A 14313-nucleotide genomic window follows, 5' to 3' on the forward strand; every position below is an offset into this window, starting at 1 on the left:
TTAGTGATTTTGAGTTTTAATTTTTTCCGTATTTAACCTTGAAGGCCAACGTTTCTCAAATGCAGGTTTATGTGCATTGTGACAGCCAACACATGTTTGCGATATGCGCGGAGGAAGCCATCCCCTTAGTCGTTTGCCGTGGGCACCTCCTTCCCAGTCTTTAAACTGTGTAGAATGACATTGGGCGCACTGCTGATATGATTGATCAAAACTGATACTTGTCTTAGTGAGTGAAGTAAGCACGTCTGGCTTGTCCATGTTGTGACAAGTCATGCAATTCATGGATACAGGGTGAGCATGAGCCAATTGAATATTCAAATGTGCACTAACTCCGTTATTTAGTTTTTTCAGTTCCTCCACTGATTTGGTATGACAGTTGGAACAGGGGAATTTGGTCATCTGCTGAATCCTCGATGGAATCAAAAACTGAGAATCTCTCGCTTGAATTTTCGTCAGTACCGTGGCAATTTCAAGGTCTTCGAGACGCTCAAAGCTGTCAAAGTCATAAGCGATGGTGTTTTGATGTTTAGCGATCAAATCCAAATTAGATTCTTTGTGTCCACCAGAGCAATTCCACAAGGTTATGCTCACAAGAGCCACGGCTATTGAGAATGCTACTTTTCTCATTCCATCCCTCCTTCCTCTTCGGTTGACTTTCGCTCCCATGTGATCTGTCGATTATTGGTAGGTGCATGACATTGCAGGCAATTCACTCGTTCGGGATGATTTACCCTAATTTCTTTAGCTGCAGAAGGTGCCCCATGACACGAAAGACAGCTACCTCTTACTTGAAAATCATGAGGGATTGGTGGTGGACTTCCATCCAACACACCCGACCCTATGTGCTTAGGTGCAGATCTCTTAAAATCACTAGCTACGAACAGATTGTTTGTTTTCTTAGGTACGTGGCACTGATTACAGTTCAAGAAATCCGGATGCGGAGTGATTGGAGCAAATGCCTTAAATCGATCCACATATCCACCATTGGAATGACACTGCAAACAACTCTTCCCACCAATTCCCTTTTCGTTTAAAAGTGGGTGTGGGATCCTTGGAGGAGCACCGTCATACGCTCTATTCTTATAATAATCTGCAAGCGTTTTTTCACTTCCAATGGATTCTAACTCTTTGAATTCATACGCAAGATCCTGAAGACTAAAAACTTCACTCTCCAGCATTGTTGTTGGCACTACATCAGCTACATCAGCTGTAACGACCGATGCGCTTACATTAGACTGTCGAATACTTAAATCGAATATCACAATCGCCGAAATCATGAGTAGGATACCAAAGAAGATAATCGCTTTTCCCTTCATATTTTCTCAATTCGTACGGCACATTTTTTGTAGTCCGGTTGTTTGGAAATAGGACAATAAGCGTCCAGTGTAAGCTCGTTGATCAGGTACGATTCATCAAAGAAGGGAACGAAGACATGCCCGGAGACAGGCTTTCCACGTTGATCTACTGATGCATCCATCACGATTTCTCCTCTTCGTGATATGAGCTTCACTTGATCTCCATTACGGATATCGAGTCTTTTCGCATCTTCAGGATTTAGTTCTACATAGCTTTTTGGAACTGCCTGATGCAGAATTGGTACTCTTCGGGTCATAGAACCCGTGTGCCAATGTTCCAACACCCGGCCTGTGCAGAGCCAGAATGGATAATCTGAATCCGGTATCTCTGGTGCTGGCTCATATGGACGTGCCCATATCCACGCTTTGCCGTCAGGCTTACCATAAAAATCAAATGTATCTCCTTTGCATGCCGGGTCGTACTTGCCATGATAGCGCCACTTCGTTTCTTTACCCTCTACATACGGCCACTGTGCGCCAGCTTGTGACTTTAGAACCTCATAAGGAGCCATTCCATGCTTTTTACCTACATGAAAACGACTGTATTCCTTCCATATCTCTTCAATGTGAGTGGATTCATCCCATGGAAATTGCTCTTTAAACCCCAACCTTCTTGCTACTTCTATCAGCTGCCAGGTATCACTCATCGCTTCGCCTGGTGGTTGTAGCAATTGATTAAAATGCTGTGTTCTACGCTCAGAGTTTCCATACATACCCTCACGCTCAATCCACATAGCAGAAGGAAGCACTACATCTGCAATATCTGTGGTAGGTGTAGGATACACATCGGAAACCACAATGAAGCGATCATCCTTCTTTGCTCCATTTCTATATCGGTTAAGATGCGGCATGGTCACCATAGGATTAGTCACCTGAATCCACATGAAACGAATGTCTCCACGATCCAGAGCTCTAAACATGGATACGGTGTGATGTGTCGGCTTGGAAGGAATGTTTTCTACCGGCACTTTCCATATCTCGGCGGCCATCTCCCGATCTTTTTCATTCATCACCACGCCATGCGGAAGTTTGTGTGTAAGTGTCCCCACTTCTCTAACTGTGCCACATGCACTAGGCTGGCCTGTCAAGGAAAACGGGCTATTCCCTGGTGTAGAAATTTTGCCTGTAAGTAGGTGAATGTTGTAAATGAGGTTATTGATCCAGGTTCCTCGAGTATGCTGATTGGGGCCCATACACCAAAGCGACATTACCTTGTTGTTTGGATTTCCGTAAAGTGAAGCAAGGTACTTGATGTCTTTGGCCGAAACTCCACTATAGGCTGCTACCTTTTCAGGTGAATAGTCTTCAAGAAAGGTTTCATAAGTCTCAAAGTCAATACTCTTCGCCTCGTCATTAAATTGGAAGTTCTCTTCCAGTCCATAGCCAATATTGGTCTTTCCTTCTTTTAAGACGCAGTGCTTTTCAACAAAACTTGTATTCACCCAGCGATTTTTCACTATTTCATAACAGATCGCATTGGCAATAGCCAAATCTGTCTGCGGATTGAAGAGAATGGATTTGTCCGCCGCATGAGAAGTGCGTGTCGTTCGTGTGGCTAAATCAATAATCTTAACTGAGCGCTTCAGCCGGTTGTCAAGAATTCTGGAAAACAACACCGGATGCATCTCAGCCATATTGTTTCCCCATAACACGAAGACGTCTGCATGATCGATATCCTCATAGCAGCCCATCGGCTCGTCGAGTCCAAATGATGAGAGAAAGCCGGTCACTGCACTTGCCATACATAATCTAGCATTTGCCTCCACGTTATTTGTTCCTATTGCCCCTTTAAAAAGCTTGGACGCTACATAGCCATCAGGAATCGTCCACTGACCTGATCCATAAATTGACACCGAATCTTTTCCACTTTCCGCAATAGTATTTCTCAGTTTAGAAGCCACAAGGTCAAGTGCTTCTTCCATGGTAGATTCCACCAGTTTTCCATTTTTTCGAATTAATGGTTTAGTTAGGCGGTCATTGCCATACAGAGCAAGTATTGAGTGATAGCCTTTCACGCAGCATAAGCCTTTGTTAACAGAGCTATTAGGATCGCCTTTGACTGCCACCGCTTTGCCATCAGAGATTCCAACCTTTAGGCCACAACCTACCCCACAAAAACGACATGGTGTCTTGGTCCATTTCACATCAATGGCTCCCAGCTTTTCAATCATGCGTTCTTGCTCTTCAGCGAATACGATTCCCGGGAACATGACAGCAGCAGTAGCTATTGCTGATGCACGAGCAGCCATTCTTAAAAACTGTCGTCTGCTTAGATCTTTATCTTCTATTTGTTCATTCATATCCGGACACAAGTGAAATGTGTTTGATGTTTTTATTGGACTCTATTTGTGAGATAAGCAGCTTATCCTCGCTTTCTGTTTCTACGTCTGTGACCAGAACAAGTACCTCTTTATTTTCTGCCGGATGAACTTCACATCCTTCCATTTTTGCTATATCATCCATTAGAGATTGCTTTTGATCTAACTGAGGGATAATTATGTAGCTTTTAATTGGCATCGGGTTTCTATTTGTTATTCAAGTTGTAAATCATTTTATATATATGAAATGACTTTTATCATGTGCTACTCTGAGCGATCTATTTCAAAGAAGGTGGGCTTGATAGTAAGCATGACCCAGGCCCAATTATTATTGGCACCGGCATCTCCTCCTTTTAGTATTTCCATGGACGAGGAGCCAAACATTTGCGAATAGCCCCAATGAATCAATACATCGTCATATAGCTTTCTGGATACTACAAGGTCGATTTCCGAGCCCAGATATTTATCAGCTGCACCTCCGGAATCAGGGTCTAACTGATCCGCATGCGAATTGAAATAATGCATTGCTATCGTCGATTGCCATTTGGCAATTGGAGTTTTCCACTCTACAAAAAGGTCTCGGAGACCCACGCTCCCATTGTGATTTCCCACATAGAAATAGTCCATCAGCCCGTTGAATTTGTGATTGGTGCCATAGAAGGGGTTGAATGAGTTGTTCTCTGTAGTGCTACTGAGTTCATCATTTCCTGAGAGCACCTCATATCCTATCATTAGGCTGGACTTTCCGGTCTTGTAGGTGAGGTCAACCTGAAACTGATAGGTAGAAAGGTCGTTTCCAACACCATCTTTCCCCGTCTGAAAATAGAAAGTAGCGGCAGGTTGCAGCTTACCTTTTATGTAATCGATATTGCCACCGAGCGTCTGACTGAAATAAGTTTCGCCAGCTGTGGGTGTGCCGGATTGTAGGCCATTGTTTAGTATGAGCATTGAGGCAGTGATAGAAGTCCACTTCTTCTTCATCCATAGGAATTGAAGTGTTTTGTAGCTTTTTGGCACACTATAAAAATTGGTTGTAGACTGTACACCGTCTTGATTGTAGGCTGCAGCCAGCTGTAAAGTGAAATTGTCCTTGCCAGTTTCGAACAGTAGTGCATCATGGCTTCTTGCTTGCTGGGCCCATGCTACATTGCCAAATATTCTTGAGTCATCCAGAATGATTTCCTGCCTTCCTACCTTTAGACTTGAATTTTCGCTGAGTTTTAACTTGCCCCACGCTTCATGAATGGCGGTCAGATTTCCGCCATTATTCACCAGCTGACTTTGACTGCCCCAGGTGCGTACATCTTGTAGGACGATCTTTATTGCGTATTGATCCTTCCAATACTCAGCATTTAATCGGGTGCGCTGCTCAATGAAGAAAGCAGGATCTTGATCTTGCTCAACCAATGCCTGAAATCCATGGCGATACTCGGTCCGTGGGCGTATTTCAGCAGATAATTTGAATTGGCCCTTGCCTGCGAAAGAAGAAGCAATCAGCAGGGTTAGTAGAATAGACTTGTTCATGGCATCAAATTTTGCCAAGACCAGCCAATTAGCTTATGATGTTATCCATCAGGGGAACTGATAAAAATCATATGCGCTCAACTGTATAAGTCGAGTTCAATTAGAATTCTAATAAATATTGTGTGTAAATGTGGATCTTACCCTGCTAAGAGTGTGATGGCAAGTATCGTCAAATACACCACCAACAAGATTTTTTTAGTCTTCATTATTATCCATTAATTAGTCCTTAAAGACTATTAACGAATTTCCGTGCCAAGGTTGCGTTTTTTAGATAGAAGGTGAAAAAATAAACACAGGTAGATACTGAAACAAAGTCTAACTTACTTTCAGGGACTGTACCTTGCCCACCTTAAATTTATTTCATGATCTATTCTATCGATCGGTAAAAGGTATGTCAAGTAATCGAATGTGTATACATAATTATTTTGAGCTTATATACAACGCAATACTTCGCCCTGATGAAGAACTGATCTCAACCCTATCACCAAACTCTAGATTAAAATCTCCACAGCCAAAATTGGAGTTGTTTACATTCCAAAATGGTCCAATTGCCTGAAGGCACATACTCCCAGTATCACAATGCTTAGTCAAGTAATTGTTGGCTGTTTGAGGTAATCTCGGATAACTCTCATCTTTATTAAATATTGAGAAAGGTCTTAGATGGTCGGGTACATTCAGTGATAAAATCGTAAGTTCTCCATCTCTATATGCACCTATGTAAAACCTTCGGTCGCTACCAAGAACTTTTATTTCAAGTTGTTCTTTTGCGATAAGTTTAATCTCCGCCCGTCCTTCTTTTCGACATATGGCGCTTAAGCTTGCAATAGATTCTGCTCCCAAACAAAGTTGTACCTCAGAAAAACATGTCTTGGTTTTTCGTATGTATGTGAGTGTTTCAATAAAAGTATTAGCATCCGTTGTAAATTTTCCTGAATACCCTTTTTCTATTTTGCCAAATTGAATTTCCGTAATCTTCGTTAGAATTTTCTCATAACCTGCATAGTTTAGAGAGAGTTCTGTTTCCGTATTCACTGACCAAATTCCAGACTTTATGGAGGTTACAATATAGCTGAGCCCCTTAGAAATACTATATGTACCATACACAGCTTTTGATATTCCTCCTAAAGACAAACTAGAGGTCAATATTAATGTGCCAACGTAAGCAGCAGATTTATAGGATGTGAGATACTTCATTCTGGCAAGGAAACGATTAATCTATATCTTCTTTTTAGAAGTCAATTTTAAAGAATTCTATAGTTGTTTGTAACTACTTCAATTTAGGTTAGCCTCAATTCATGTCATACTCTGCACATCCGTTACCTACCTGGTAGCAGATGAAAAAATCCGCTTTGATGGTGCATTTGTTGTTATCATCACACCTGCGATCATTGTGAGGACCATCAGCCATAAGCTCAAGTGAGTTGTCTTTACCCATCATTATGATGCTGTTGAGTACAGGACTTATCAACTTCCCGTCTTTGGCGTAGTATGTGCCAGCATTGTTTACTACCTGCATGGCAAGATCATCCAATAGAAAGGTGGCCTCATCTGTATTGCCACTTGTTAAGCTCTTTTCAATATCAGACACCATATCTGTAAGCAACGCACTAAAAGACTCGTCTTCGATATTTAGCCCTTGAATGGAGCTATACAGGTTGTCAATGTTTTCATCCTTACCGGAGTTGCATGCATACACTACCAGCAGGGTCAGTATTAGGATCATCTTTTTCATAGCCACGTGGTTTAGTTGTCTATTAATTTACAACTTTTTCCGCTCTAAACCTCTCTAAAAGCACATTAGTTTGGTCTTGGTTTAAGGCTATTAACTTCGCTATGAGTAGTTTTTCCCCATCTTATATGTCGATAATAGAAAAGGCGTAGCATATGCTACGCCTAGTTTTTTGAATGTCAACTCATCATTAAATTCTAAGCCAGCTACTGTTTAATCAATCGAATTGTCTGACTAATATTTTCATCAAACCAAATATTGAGGAAATAGATCCCATTTGGTAGGTTGGATAAATCCACGGTCAATTGAGATTGATTATTTATTAGGTATCCATCCATCATTTTGCCTTGACCATCGTACAATCGTACATTCTGATGATCGATCACCTCCCTATTAATCGTAAATACTCCTTCCGAAGGATTAGGTGTTGCATAAATACCTGCTGCAATGGCCGAAACGTCTACTAAACGTGTCTCCGAGTATGAAAACTGTCCATCAAAATCAGTCTGCTTCAGTCGATAGTAGGATACACCGTGAAGTGGATTTCTATCAATGGCTTCATAGTTTAGTACCCCGTTGCTATTACCACTTCCGTCAACGGTTAAAACAGGGCTCCAGTCCCCATCTGTACTGAAGCGTTCCACAGTAAAAAAGTCGTTATTTATTTCAGTGGCAGTAGACCAATCCAGTCTTACCACATTACCTAAAGCTCTGGCTTCAAAAGAAGTGAGCTCTACCGGAAGCGGGACAGTAGCATCTGTATTTCCAATGGAAAATCGGTCACCATCTTGAAAATCAATATTGGAAAATGTGGCCACATCATTGGAAACAGATCCTTCAATTGGCGTGACATCATTGTCGGCAAATCCATCTCCATCTCGATCAATCATGAGTCTTAAATTACTACCTAAAGGCGAGCCAATGGATGAGAAATCTACAGAGATGGAGATCGTACCCACATCCCCAGTTTCAGAAAGTCTCCAAATCCGTTCAAGTCGTTCCTCTATAATCGTTCCATCTACATCTGAACTGTTTGTATTTACAATATTAGCATTATCATGGCCCCACATAAGGTATTCACTATCATCCAGATCTGAAGGATCCCACATTCTCACCACTCCAGAACCACGCGCATCAGTATGGTTTCTTCCGTCTGCTGCCTGACCAATTCCTGCTGCCTCATAGTCAAAATCGCCATTGGCATTATCATCCATATCATAAATATCATTGGCCGATAATGCAATGTCATATTTAGCTGCTAAATAGTTCGTAGCTATGATTCGTTGTGCAGCATTGACTTCTGCGTCGAACATAGCAATTTCTGCGATATTTCCTGTTAGCAAAAAGCCAGTCCCTGTCGATGGTGCTGTATTTCTTCGTGCACCTATCAATACATCAGCAGTTGCTTCTGTGGTAGCTCCTACTCCTTGTGCGGTAAAATTGGCGCTTTCATCCGTCCAGGAATCTTTTTGGGTTGCATTGTTGGTGCTGGATGAGACAAACCAGTCATTGGTTGCAGTGATTGACCCTACTGTAGAATTGCCCCCAATAAAAGCAGTGAACCTGGATGTCCCAGCATTGTCATCTATTGTATACTGATAATGTCTATTGGCGGATGATGCTTTCGAGAAAAAAGTACCTTGTGGTGTTGCTCCTGAAACATTATAGACAATAAAGAACGACCAACTATCTATTCCTGGCGTAAGATTTAATGCAGCCACATTACCAAGATTAAGAAAATCTCCGCCATCAAAACTGATGGATGGGAACCCATTCACATCGTTTGTGTTGAATGTAGGCTCTTCAGCGGAAACTCCACTTGAAGATGCTGTTAAGCTGTTGCCTGATACGTCTCCCCAGCTTGCTACCGCAGCGCCATCGCTTAAACTCAAATCATCTGCTCTCAACCAGAGTTGATTATTGCTGGCATCTCCAACTCCTCCCGGGCCGGTATTGCCTGTGATAAATGTTCCTGAAGGTGGTCCACTAGAAAAGCCGCCACAATTAGACGTACAAGTGACCGAAAATGATGAACAGATTTGTGCCGCTGTTGCTGAATTCAAAAATTGAACAGTGGGATTACCACCTCCATTGCCGGTGTCTACAGATCCATTTCCACACAATGTTGCATCTGTGTGATCAATGTAAAGGTCATCTCCCGAGGTAGTGGTGTTATCTATAATTGTACGACTATTACCAGATAGAATAAAATCATCTCCTACAGTGAAGGTAGCTGTCGCAGCAATATTTAATGAACCAAGGATAATGAGGTCATCATTCCCTCCGGTGCTAAAGCTACCGCCGGCTTCTACAGAAAAGACGTCTGCTGTCATTACCCTAACACTTGAGGTGAGTATTCCTCCGTTTGAAACTATGATGTCCCCTTCATGATAAAATGCGTTGTTACCTGATCCTGCAAAAGTCCCCACGTTGGCTAAGCCTAGCGCGTCGGCAGTTGTCTGGTTTCCATTATCATTGGTATTGTCAATTGTGATTGTGTGACCATTGCGAATGACTACATTGTCCGTTCCTCCGGGCGCACTTGCGGAAGCTCCAGAAGAGCCATCAGAGGTTAATGTCCATGACGCGGCGGTTTCCCAATTACCTGTTGCAAATGAGTAATAGGTCGTTTGGGCATTCAATTTGTTGGTTGCAGCCAGCACAGCTACAATCAGCAATATTCTTAAAGCGGATTTCATTTGGCGGGTTTAAATGATTAATCTGTTAACTCGTGGTACTTAAAGATAACTAAAAAGCTGGTAATAAGGGCATTAAGTAGTTTTAAGTGGCTCATACCTCATGCCCGGAAGCTGCCAATAAGTTTAGTTATAACTACGCTAGCTTCAGTGTTGTTAATATTAAAACTAGGGTAGCATGTGCTACGCCTAGTCTTTGAATGCCTAAACATTGCTTATATCTGAGACCCAATAAAGATAAATTCGCGAATACTATCTTAATCCCACTGTTTCAGTGTCGAGCTTATTCCCTGATGCAGATATACGGCACCGGAATTACTGTTGTCCAGATTGTCTACATCACCATTGGCCCAGCGATAAATGGTTCCTGTGATGCTTTTCTGCCCTACGCTAAGTGAGGCGTACATGGAAAGGTATCCTTCAGATGTTAGCGGGCTATTCGCACCCTTAAGCACGAAGTAGTTATACTCATCATTATGCTCCGGCAACCTGCTACCTATTGACATATGTGGTCCTCCGGAATCTCCTTCTGAAATTTTTACTGAACTACTTACCACATTGTTTGACCAGGAATAGTATTTAAACGCAAAGAGGTAGCTGCCGGCAGGCAGCGTATTGCCATTATCATTGGCAATCGTAGCTCCTCCATGGTGGCTGAAGATTGAAGCTGTGCTGGCAAAGTGACTATCTGTCGCGCCACTCTTCGTGGTTTCAGCCAGGTAGTTTGCCAAGTCATTGTATTCACTTTCAATGATTGGAATCCAATCACCCTCATCCGCATTTTCGTAGGCAGTTTGCGAGTCATTCAAGAAAGCCCAAATATCATCCACATCGTTGATAGTCACCGTAACATTGATAACTTCAGAATCTGTACCGTTGGTTGCTTCCACAATTGCTGTAATCGTCGGAGTTTCTTCGTAATCAAAGACGAGCCAATCAGCTACACGAAGCTCTCCGTTATTAATGGTGAAGGCCAATGGTACAGATTGCGAAATAAGGTTGTAGCCAACAGTTTCAGTCAGCGTGGAGGTGAGAGTCCCTAGTGTATTTCCACTTCTTGGATATTCGTCTACAGACAGATCCAACTGGATCGGGTCGTCCATCATGTCATCATCTACCGGGTCTGTTATCCCATCGCACGAGATGCTGAAAACAATCAATGAAACGCTCACTACAAGCAAAAAAAGTCTTAGGATTTTGGATGTTCTTTTCATAATTCTTTGGATTTCAATAATCAACCTTATTAGGATTTAGCTTTGGTAGCCGAACCTGATCCAACAAACCTAGTTTTAGATGTTGTAGAAGGCTAATTTTCGGTATGGACAAAGTATGGACATCAATATCAGCACTACGTTGGCATTCATTGGATCGCAATACTTTTGACGTTCTTTGTTAAGAAAATCGATCTTAAAATATCAATTATCTTCGGTAGGTAAACTGACAGGTATGAAATGCATGCTGCAACTTGTTTCAATTCTGCTGATGCTTCAGCCAACGCTGGCACAGAACAAGCTCAATATTGACAGCTTATTAAGTGCATATGATCAACAACAGGGACGTGTAAAACTCGAGACATCCAATCATATTGTGAACTACTACATGTACCGTGATATTGATAAAGCGGGAAAGTATGCACGTGTGCAAATGGCTTTGGCCAATGCGGTGAATTCTGACTCGACGATCGCTCTTGCCAATTATCAATTGGCGGTTTACCACAGCAATCTCAACAATACTGATTCGTCGACTTATTACAATACCGTAAGCCTGGATATAGCTCGTAAGATCAAACACCCTGTATACATTTCGCAAGCGCTTAATAGTCTAACGATCCTGGCATTTTCCGAAGGAGATCTACTCAAATCCGACAGCATCAATGACATCAATCTTGCGCATTGCATTCAGTACAAAGATTCTGTTGGCATTGCACTTTCCTATGACTTAAAAGGAACAATCAATCAAAACAAAGGCTATTACTCTCTCGCGCTAGCTCATGTTCTTAAAGCACTCAGATTGTTTCAGCAACTGGGAGATTCTATTCGTATTGCTGATTGTTTCAATCATCTGGCAACATTGGAAATGAACCTTGAGAACTATGAGAAGGCCATATCCTATAATGAGAAAGCATTAAAGATTTATGAAGACTATAACGACATCTACTATCAGGCACAAGCGCTCAATGACATTGGTGTGATGTACAAAAATTTGAAGCAGGAACAAAAAGCACTCGACTATTACACGCGAAGTATTGCTAAAAGCCAGGAAGCAAAGGTTCCTGCAATTGAAGCAGCGTCACTTTCAAATATTGGGGCTATATATATCCAACTCAACCAGCCAAAACAAGCGATTGAGTGGTTGAATAAATCCATTCAGATATCGCAATCATTAAACGCCAATCGACGAATTGCAATAGCAGAAAACCAACTAGCAGATGCCTATCTACAACTGAAGAATCCCTTGTTGGCTATTCGCTATGCCAGCAGTGCGGCTGACTATGCTACTCAAAATGAAAACCTATCCATCCATGCCATTGCAATCAAGCATTTGAGTCATGCCTATGAACAAGCCGGAAATCTCGGCAGAGCTATTGAATACCAAAAACGGCATCAGATACTAAGCGATTCATTGTTCAACAAAGAAAAGTTGGTGACCATTGAGGAGCTACGCGCCAAGTACGATTTGGAAACAAAAGAAGCTTACATAGCTTTACAGGAAGCAGAGATAAAACGATTGAATATTCAGGCAGCGAACGACCGGTTAACCAAATCGCTTTTTGGTGTTGGCATGTTTTCCCTTATTGCGATCGCTGGATTGATTTTCTTCGGCTTACGCCAGCGGATTAAGAAGAATCGTATTCTACATGAGAAACAAGCTGAGATCTTGCGGCAAGAAATCGAGTTTAAGAAAAAGGAACTTGCATCTCAGACGCTTCATCTTGTTCAAAAGAGCACGTTCATCAGCGAACTAAAAGAGAATCTGGAAAAAATCAAGCAATCACCAGAACTGTTTAAGATTGAATTTAAGCGCTTGATCATGCTCTTGAAGAGGGAGCACGCAGAAGATCAAGATTGGGAAGTTTTCAAGTCCTATTTTTCAGAAGTTCACAATGACTTTGACGTCAAACTTAAAAGTATCAATTCCGAGATCACTGAAAACGAAATACGGTTGGCTTCTTTCCTCCGAATGAATCTGACAACCAAAGAAATTGCGTCTATGCAAAATGTGCTTCCAGACAGTATCCTAAAATCAAAATACCGATTAAAACAAAAGTTGAATCTATCGAAAGAAGATGATTTGAATGGTTTTCTAGATGGTTTGTAAAGGCTAAAACAAGTTCAGTTATAAATTTGCTAAAGCTTTGCTCTATTGCAGTAAGTCGCCGCTTCGAAATCATCTACATTCATAGCGATGGCCTGGATATCAGGAAGCATATCCGTCAACCGAGCCACAATAGATTTGGAAAGCACTGCTTTCATCTCTGTGGTGCGGCCTTGCATGATGTATCCAAACACATGCACAAATGGAGCATTGACCTTCCCTCCCACCATGGATTTTTCATATCGATCCATTCTAACTTTGATATCCTTTTCGGCAAATAGTCCGCTGGCCACTGCCTCCTCATGAATGGCTTGCAGGAAACGCTCTTCTTGTTCAAGTGCAATAGTGTCGGTAGTGGTGTGCAGTAAAAAGTGTGGCATGTGTTTGAGTTGTAGTTTGAAAATAAACAGCATGTAGTTGAATGAAGGTTCCTTCTGAATATGTATATCTATTAAAACATATACTTGAAGCTGCCAAAATTCTGAATTTTAGCCGTAACTAAATCAACCGATCCAGTTGACCTTTTTTCTTGACAATGTTTTTATAATCCCACTGTATGGATTTCGACTTTTCAAGCCAACGCTTGAGATCAGAGGGATTGATTTCATCTACTGAGGTATATCTGGCTTCAGCAGCTTTGAACTTTCCCCCGGGCTTCAGTCCTTTCTCTTCGAAGGACTGGCCACTCCAAAAGAGCAGTCTAATACAATCTTTCAACTTACTATATCCAACGACTGGATTTCCTTCAATAAACCAAACCGGATGCGCATGCCAGACTTTATTTTCTGCTTGTGGCAAGCTTTCTTTTATGATTGAGGACAGTCTTTCACATATCTTTTGATCTTCCGGTGTTTGCCTGGAATTGAAGGTGAGGATAACGGGATGCATGAGTCAAACATAAAACATATTGATGAAGATGCAGGATCAAGTTTGAATGACACAGAGTAGTGAGTCACATTTTAATTATTATCGACAAATCAGAACTTTATCTATTTTTATCCGTTTGCTTAAATCGACAAATCAGAATTTTATCATTCAAACCTATGAAAGGAGATCATCTCGGAGAGCTGGAGGAGCTTGTATTACTAACCGTCGGTTCGCTATTCCCAAAAGCATATGCCCCAGCCATAAAGAAGGAATTGTTCGAAAAAATGGATCGCAAAGTGGTGCTTAGCTCCATCCACACGGTGCTCAACCGATTGGAAAATAAGCAATTTGTAATCAGTTCTTTCGGTGAGTCCACACCGGAACGTGGTGGTAAGCGTAAACGCTACTTTGAAGTCACTCCACAAGGATTCAATGCACTGGAAGCCTTGAAATCTAAACGTGATGCGCTCTGGGGAAATATGGTTCAACTGATGCCTAACCCAAGCTAA

13 protein-coding genes are annotated in these 14313 nt (G+C 41.8%); 2 read left to right on the forward strand and 11 right to left on the reverse strand.

What is annotated here, in order from left to right; genetic code table 11:
• From ABJG98_RS08070 to ABJG98_RS08110, 9 genes are all read right to left on the reverse strand, one after another.
• Positions 1-627 carry a cytochrome c3 family protein gene (locus ABJG98_RS08070; protein ID WP_348278988.1) on the reverse strand — a complete coding sequence of 209 codons (627 nt, stop codon included), beginning with the start codon at positions 625-627 and terminating at the stop codon, positions 1-3.
• The gene (locus ABJG98_RS08075) at positions 624-1316 is read right to left on the reverse strand and encodes a hypothetical protein (protein WP_348278989.1); all 693 of its coding nucleotides are present in this window, start codon (positions 1314-1316) and stop codon (positions 624-626) included. Before ABJG98_RS08075 ends, ABJG98_RS08070 begins: the two co-directional genes overlap by 4 nt.
• Positions 1313-3655, reverse strand: a complete 2343-nt coding sequence (locus ABJG98_RS08080; RefSeq protein ID WP_348278990.1) for a molybdopterin-dependent oxidoreductase — start codon at positions 3653-3655, stop codon at positions 1313-1315. Before ABJG98_RS08080 ends, ABJG98_RS08075 begins: the two co-directional genes overlap by 4 nt.
• Complete coding sequence (locus ABJG98_RS08085) at positions 3648-3872, reverse strand: chaperone NapD (RefSeq protein ID WP_348278991.1); 225 nt, start codon at positions 3870-3872, stop codon at positions 3648-3650. Before ABJG98_RS08085 ends, ABJG98_RS08080 begins: the two co-directional genes overlap by 8 nt.
• A gap of 65 nt (positions 3873-3937) precedes the next feature.
• Complete coding sequence (locus ABJG98_RS08090; RefSeq protein WP_348278992.1) at positions 3938-5197, reverse strand: alginate export family protein; 1260 nt, start codon at positions 5195-5197, stop codon at positions 3938-3940.
• A gap of 420 nt (positions 5198-5617) precedes the next feature.
• Positions 5618-6391, reverse strand: coding sequence for a hypothetical protein (locus ABJG98_RS08095; RefSeq protein WP_348278993.1), 774 nt, complete (start codon positions 6389-6391; stop codon positions 5618-5620).
• Between the two features lie 94 nt (positions 6392-6485).
• On the reverse strand, positions 6486-6929 hold the full coding sequence (locus ABJG98_RS08100; protein ID WP_348278994.1) for a hypothetical protein: 444 nt from the start codon (positions 6927-6929) through the stop codon (positions 6486-6488).
• A gap of 203 nt (positions 6930-7132) precedes the next feature.
• Entirely contained in the window at positions 7133-9625 is a 2493-nt protein-coding gene (locus tag ABJG98_RS08105) for a T9SS type A sorting domain-containing protein (protein ID WP_348278995.1), read from the reverse strand.
• 254 nt (positions 9626-9879) lie between these two features.
• Positions 9880-10836 carry a cadherin repeat domain-containing protein gene (locus ABJG98_RS08110; protein ID WP_348278996.1) on the reverse strand — a complete coding sequence of 319 codons (957 nt, stop codon included), beginning with the start codon at positions 10834-10836 and terminating at the stop codon, positions 9880-9882.
• Between the two features lie 241 nt (positions 10837-11077).
• Between ABJG98_RS08110 and ABJG98_RS08115 the strand changes: the two genes are divergently transcribed.
• Positions 11078-12940, forward strand: a complete 1863-nt coding sequence (locus ABJG98_RS08115; RefSeq protein ID WP_348278997.1) for a tetratricopeptide repeat protein — start codon at positions 11078-11080, stop codon at positions 12938-12940.
• Between the two features lie 29 nt (positions 12941-12969).
• Here the strand turns inward: ABJG98_RS08115 and ABJG98_RS08120 are convergent, their stop codons facing one another.
• Both ABJG98_RS08120 and ABJG98_RS08125 read right to left on the reverse strand, forming a co-directional pair.
• The gene (locus tag ABJG98_RS08120; RefSeq protein WP_348278998.1) at positions 12970-13317 is read right to left on the reverse strand and encodes a 5-carboxymethyl-2-hydroxymuconate isomerase; all 348 of its coding nucleotides are present in this window, start codon (positions 13315-13317) and stop codon (positions 12970-12972) included.
• Positions 13318-13435: 118 nt separating this feature from the next.
• Positions 13436-13825 (reverse strand): DUF1801 domain-containing protein, encoded by a 390-nt coding sequence (locus ABJG98_RS08125; protein WP_348278999.1) that lies wholly within the window; start codon positions 13823-13825, stop codon positions 13436-13438.
• Between the two features lie 155 nt (positions 13826-13980).
• Here ABJG98_RS08125 and ABJG98_RS08130 point away from each other — a divergent pair, with 155 nt between their 5' ends.
• Positions 13981-14313 carry a PadR family transcriptional regulator gene (locus tag ABJG98_RS08130; RefSeq protein WP_348279000.1) on the forward strand — a complete coding sequence of 111 codons (333 nt, stop codon included), beginning with the start codon at positions 13981-13983 and terminating at the stop codon, positions 14311-14313.

The organism is Ekhidna sp. (genome assembly GCF_039960695.1).
Taxonomy (GTDB): Bacteria; Bacteroidota; Bacteroidia; order Cytophagales; family Cyclobacteriaceae; genus Ekhidna.

Excerpts from the sequence above, each read along its gene's own strand:
- ABJG98_RS08070 (WP_348278988.1), bottom strand. The coding sequence starts at position 627 with ATGAGAAAAGTAGCATTCTCAATAGCCGTGGCTCTTGTGAGCATAACC.
- ABJG98_RS08075 (WP_348278989.1), bottom strand. The coding sequence starts at position 1,316 with ATGAAGGGAAAAGCGATTATCTTCTTTGGTATCCTACTCATGATTTCG.
- ABJG98_RS08080 (WP_348278990.1), bottom strand. The coding sequence starts at position 3,655 with ATGAATGAACAAATAGAAGATAAAGATCTAAGCAGACGACAGTTTTTA.
- ABJG98_RS08085 (WP_348278991.1), bottom strand. The coding sequence starts at position 3,872 with ATGCCAATTAAAAGCTACATAATTATCCCTCAGTTAGATCAAAAGCAA.
- ABJG98_RS08090 (WP_348278992.1), bottom strand. The coding sequence starts at position 5,197 with ATGAACAAGTCTATTCTACTAACCCTGCTGATTGCTTCTTCTTTCGCA.
- ABJG98_RS08095 (WP_348278993.1), bottom strand. The coding sequence starts at position 6,391 with ATGAAGTATCTCACATCCTATAAATCTGCTGCTTACGTTGGCACATTA.
- ABJG98_RS08100 (WP_348278994.1), bottom strand. The coding sequence starts at position 6,929 with ATGAAAAAGATGATCCTAATACTGACCCTGCTGGTAGTGTATGCATGC.
- ABJG98_RS08105 (WP_348278995.1), bottom strand. The coding sequence starts at position 9,625 with ATGAAATCCGCTTTAAGAATATTGCTGATTGTAGCTGTGCTGGCTGCA.
- ABJG98_RS08110 (WP_348278996.1), bottom strand. The coding sequence starts at position 10,836 with ATGAAAAGAACATCCAAAATCCTAAGACTTTTTTTGCTTGTAGTGAGC.
- ABJG98_RS08115 (WP_348278997.1), top strand. The coding sequence starts at position 11,078 with ATGCTGCAACTTGTTTCAATTCTGCTGATGCTTCAGCCAACGCTGGCA.
- ABJG98_RS08120 (WP_348278998.1), bottom strand. The coding sequence starts at position 13,317 with ATGCCACACTTTTTACTGCACACCACTACCGACACTATTGCACTTGAA.
- ABJG98_RS08125 (WP_348278999.1), bottom strand. The coding sequence starts at position 13,825 with ATGCATCCCGTTATCCTCACCTTCAATTCCAGGCAAACACCGGAAGAT.
- ABJG98_RS08130 (WP_348279000.1), top strand. The coding sequence starts at position 13,981 with ATGAAAGGAGATCATCTCGGAGAGCTGGAGGAGCTTGTATTACTAACC.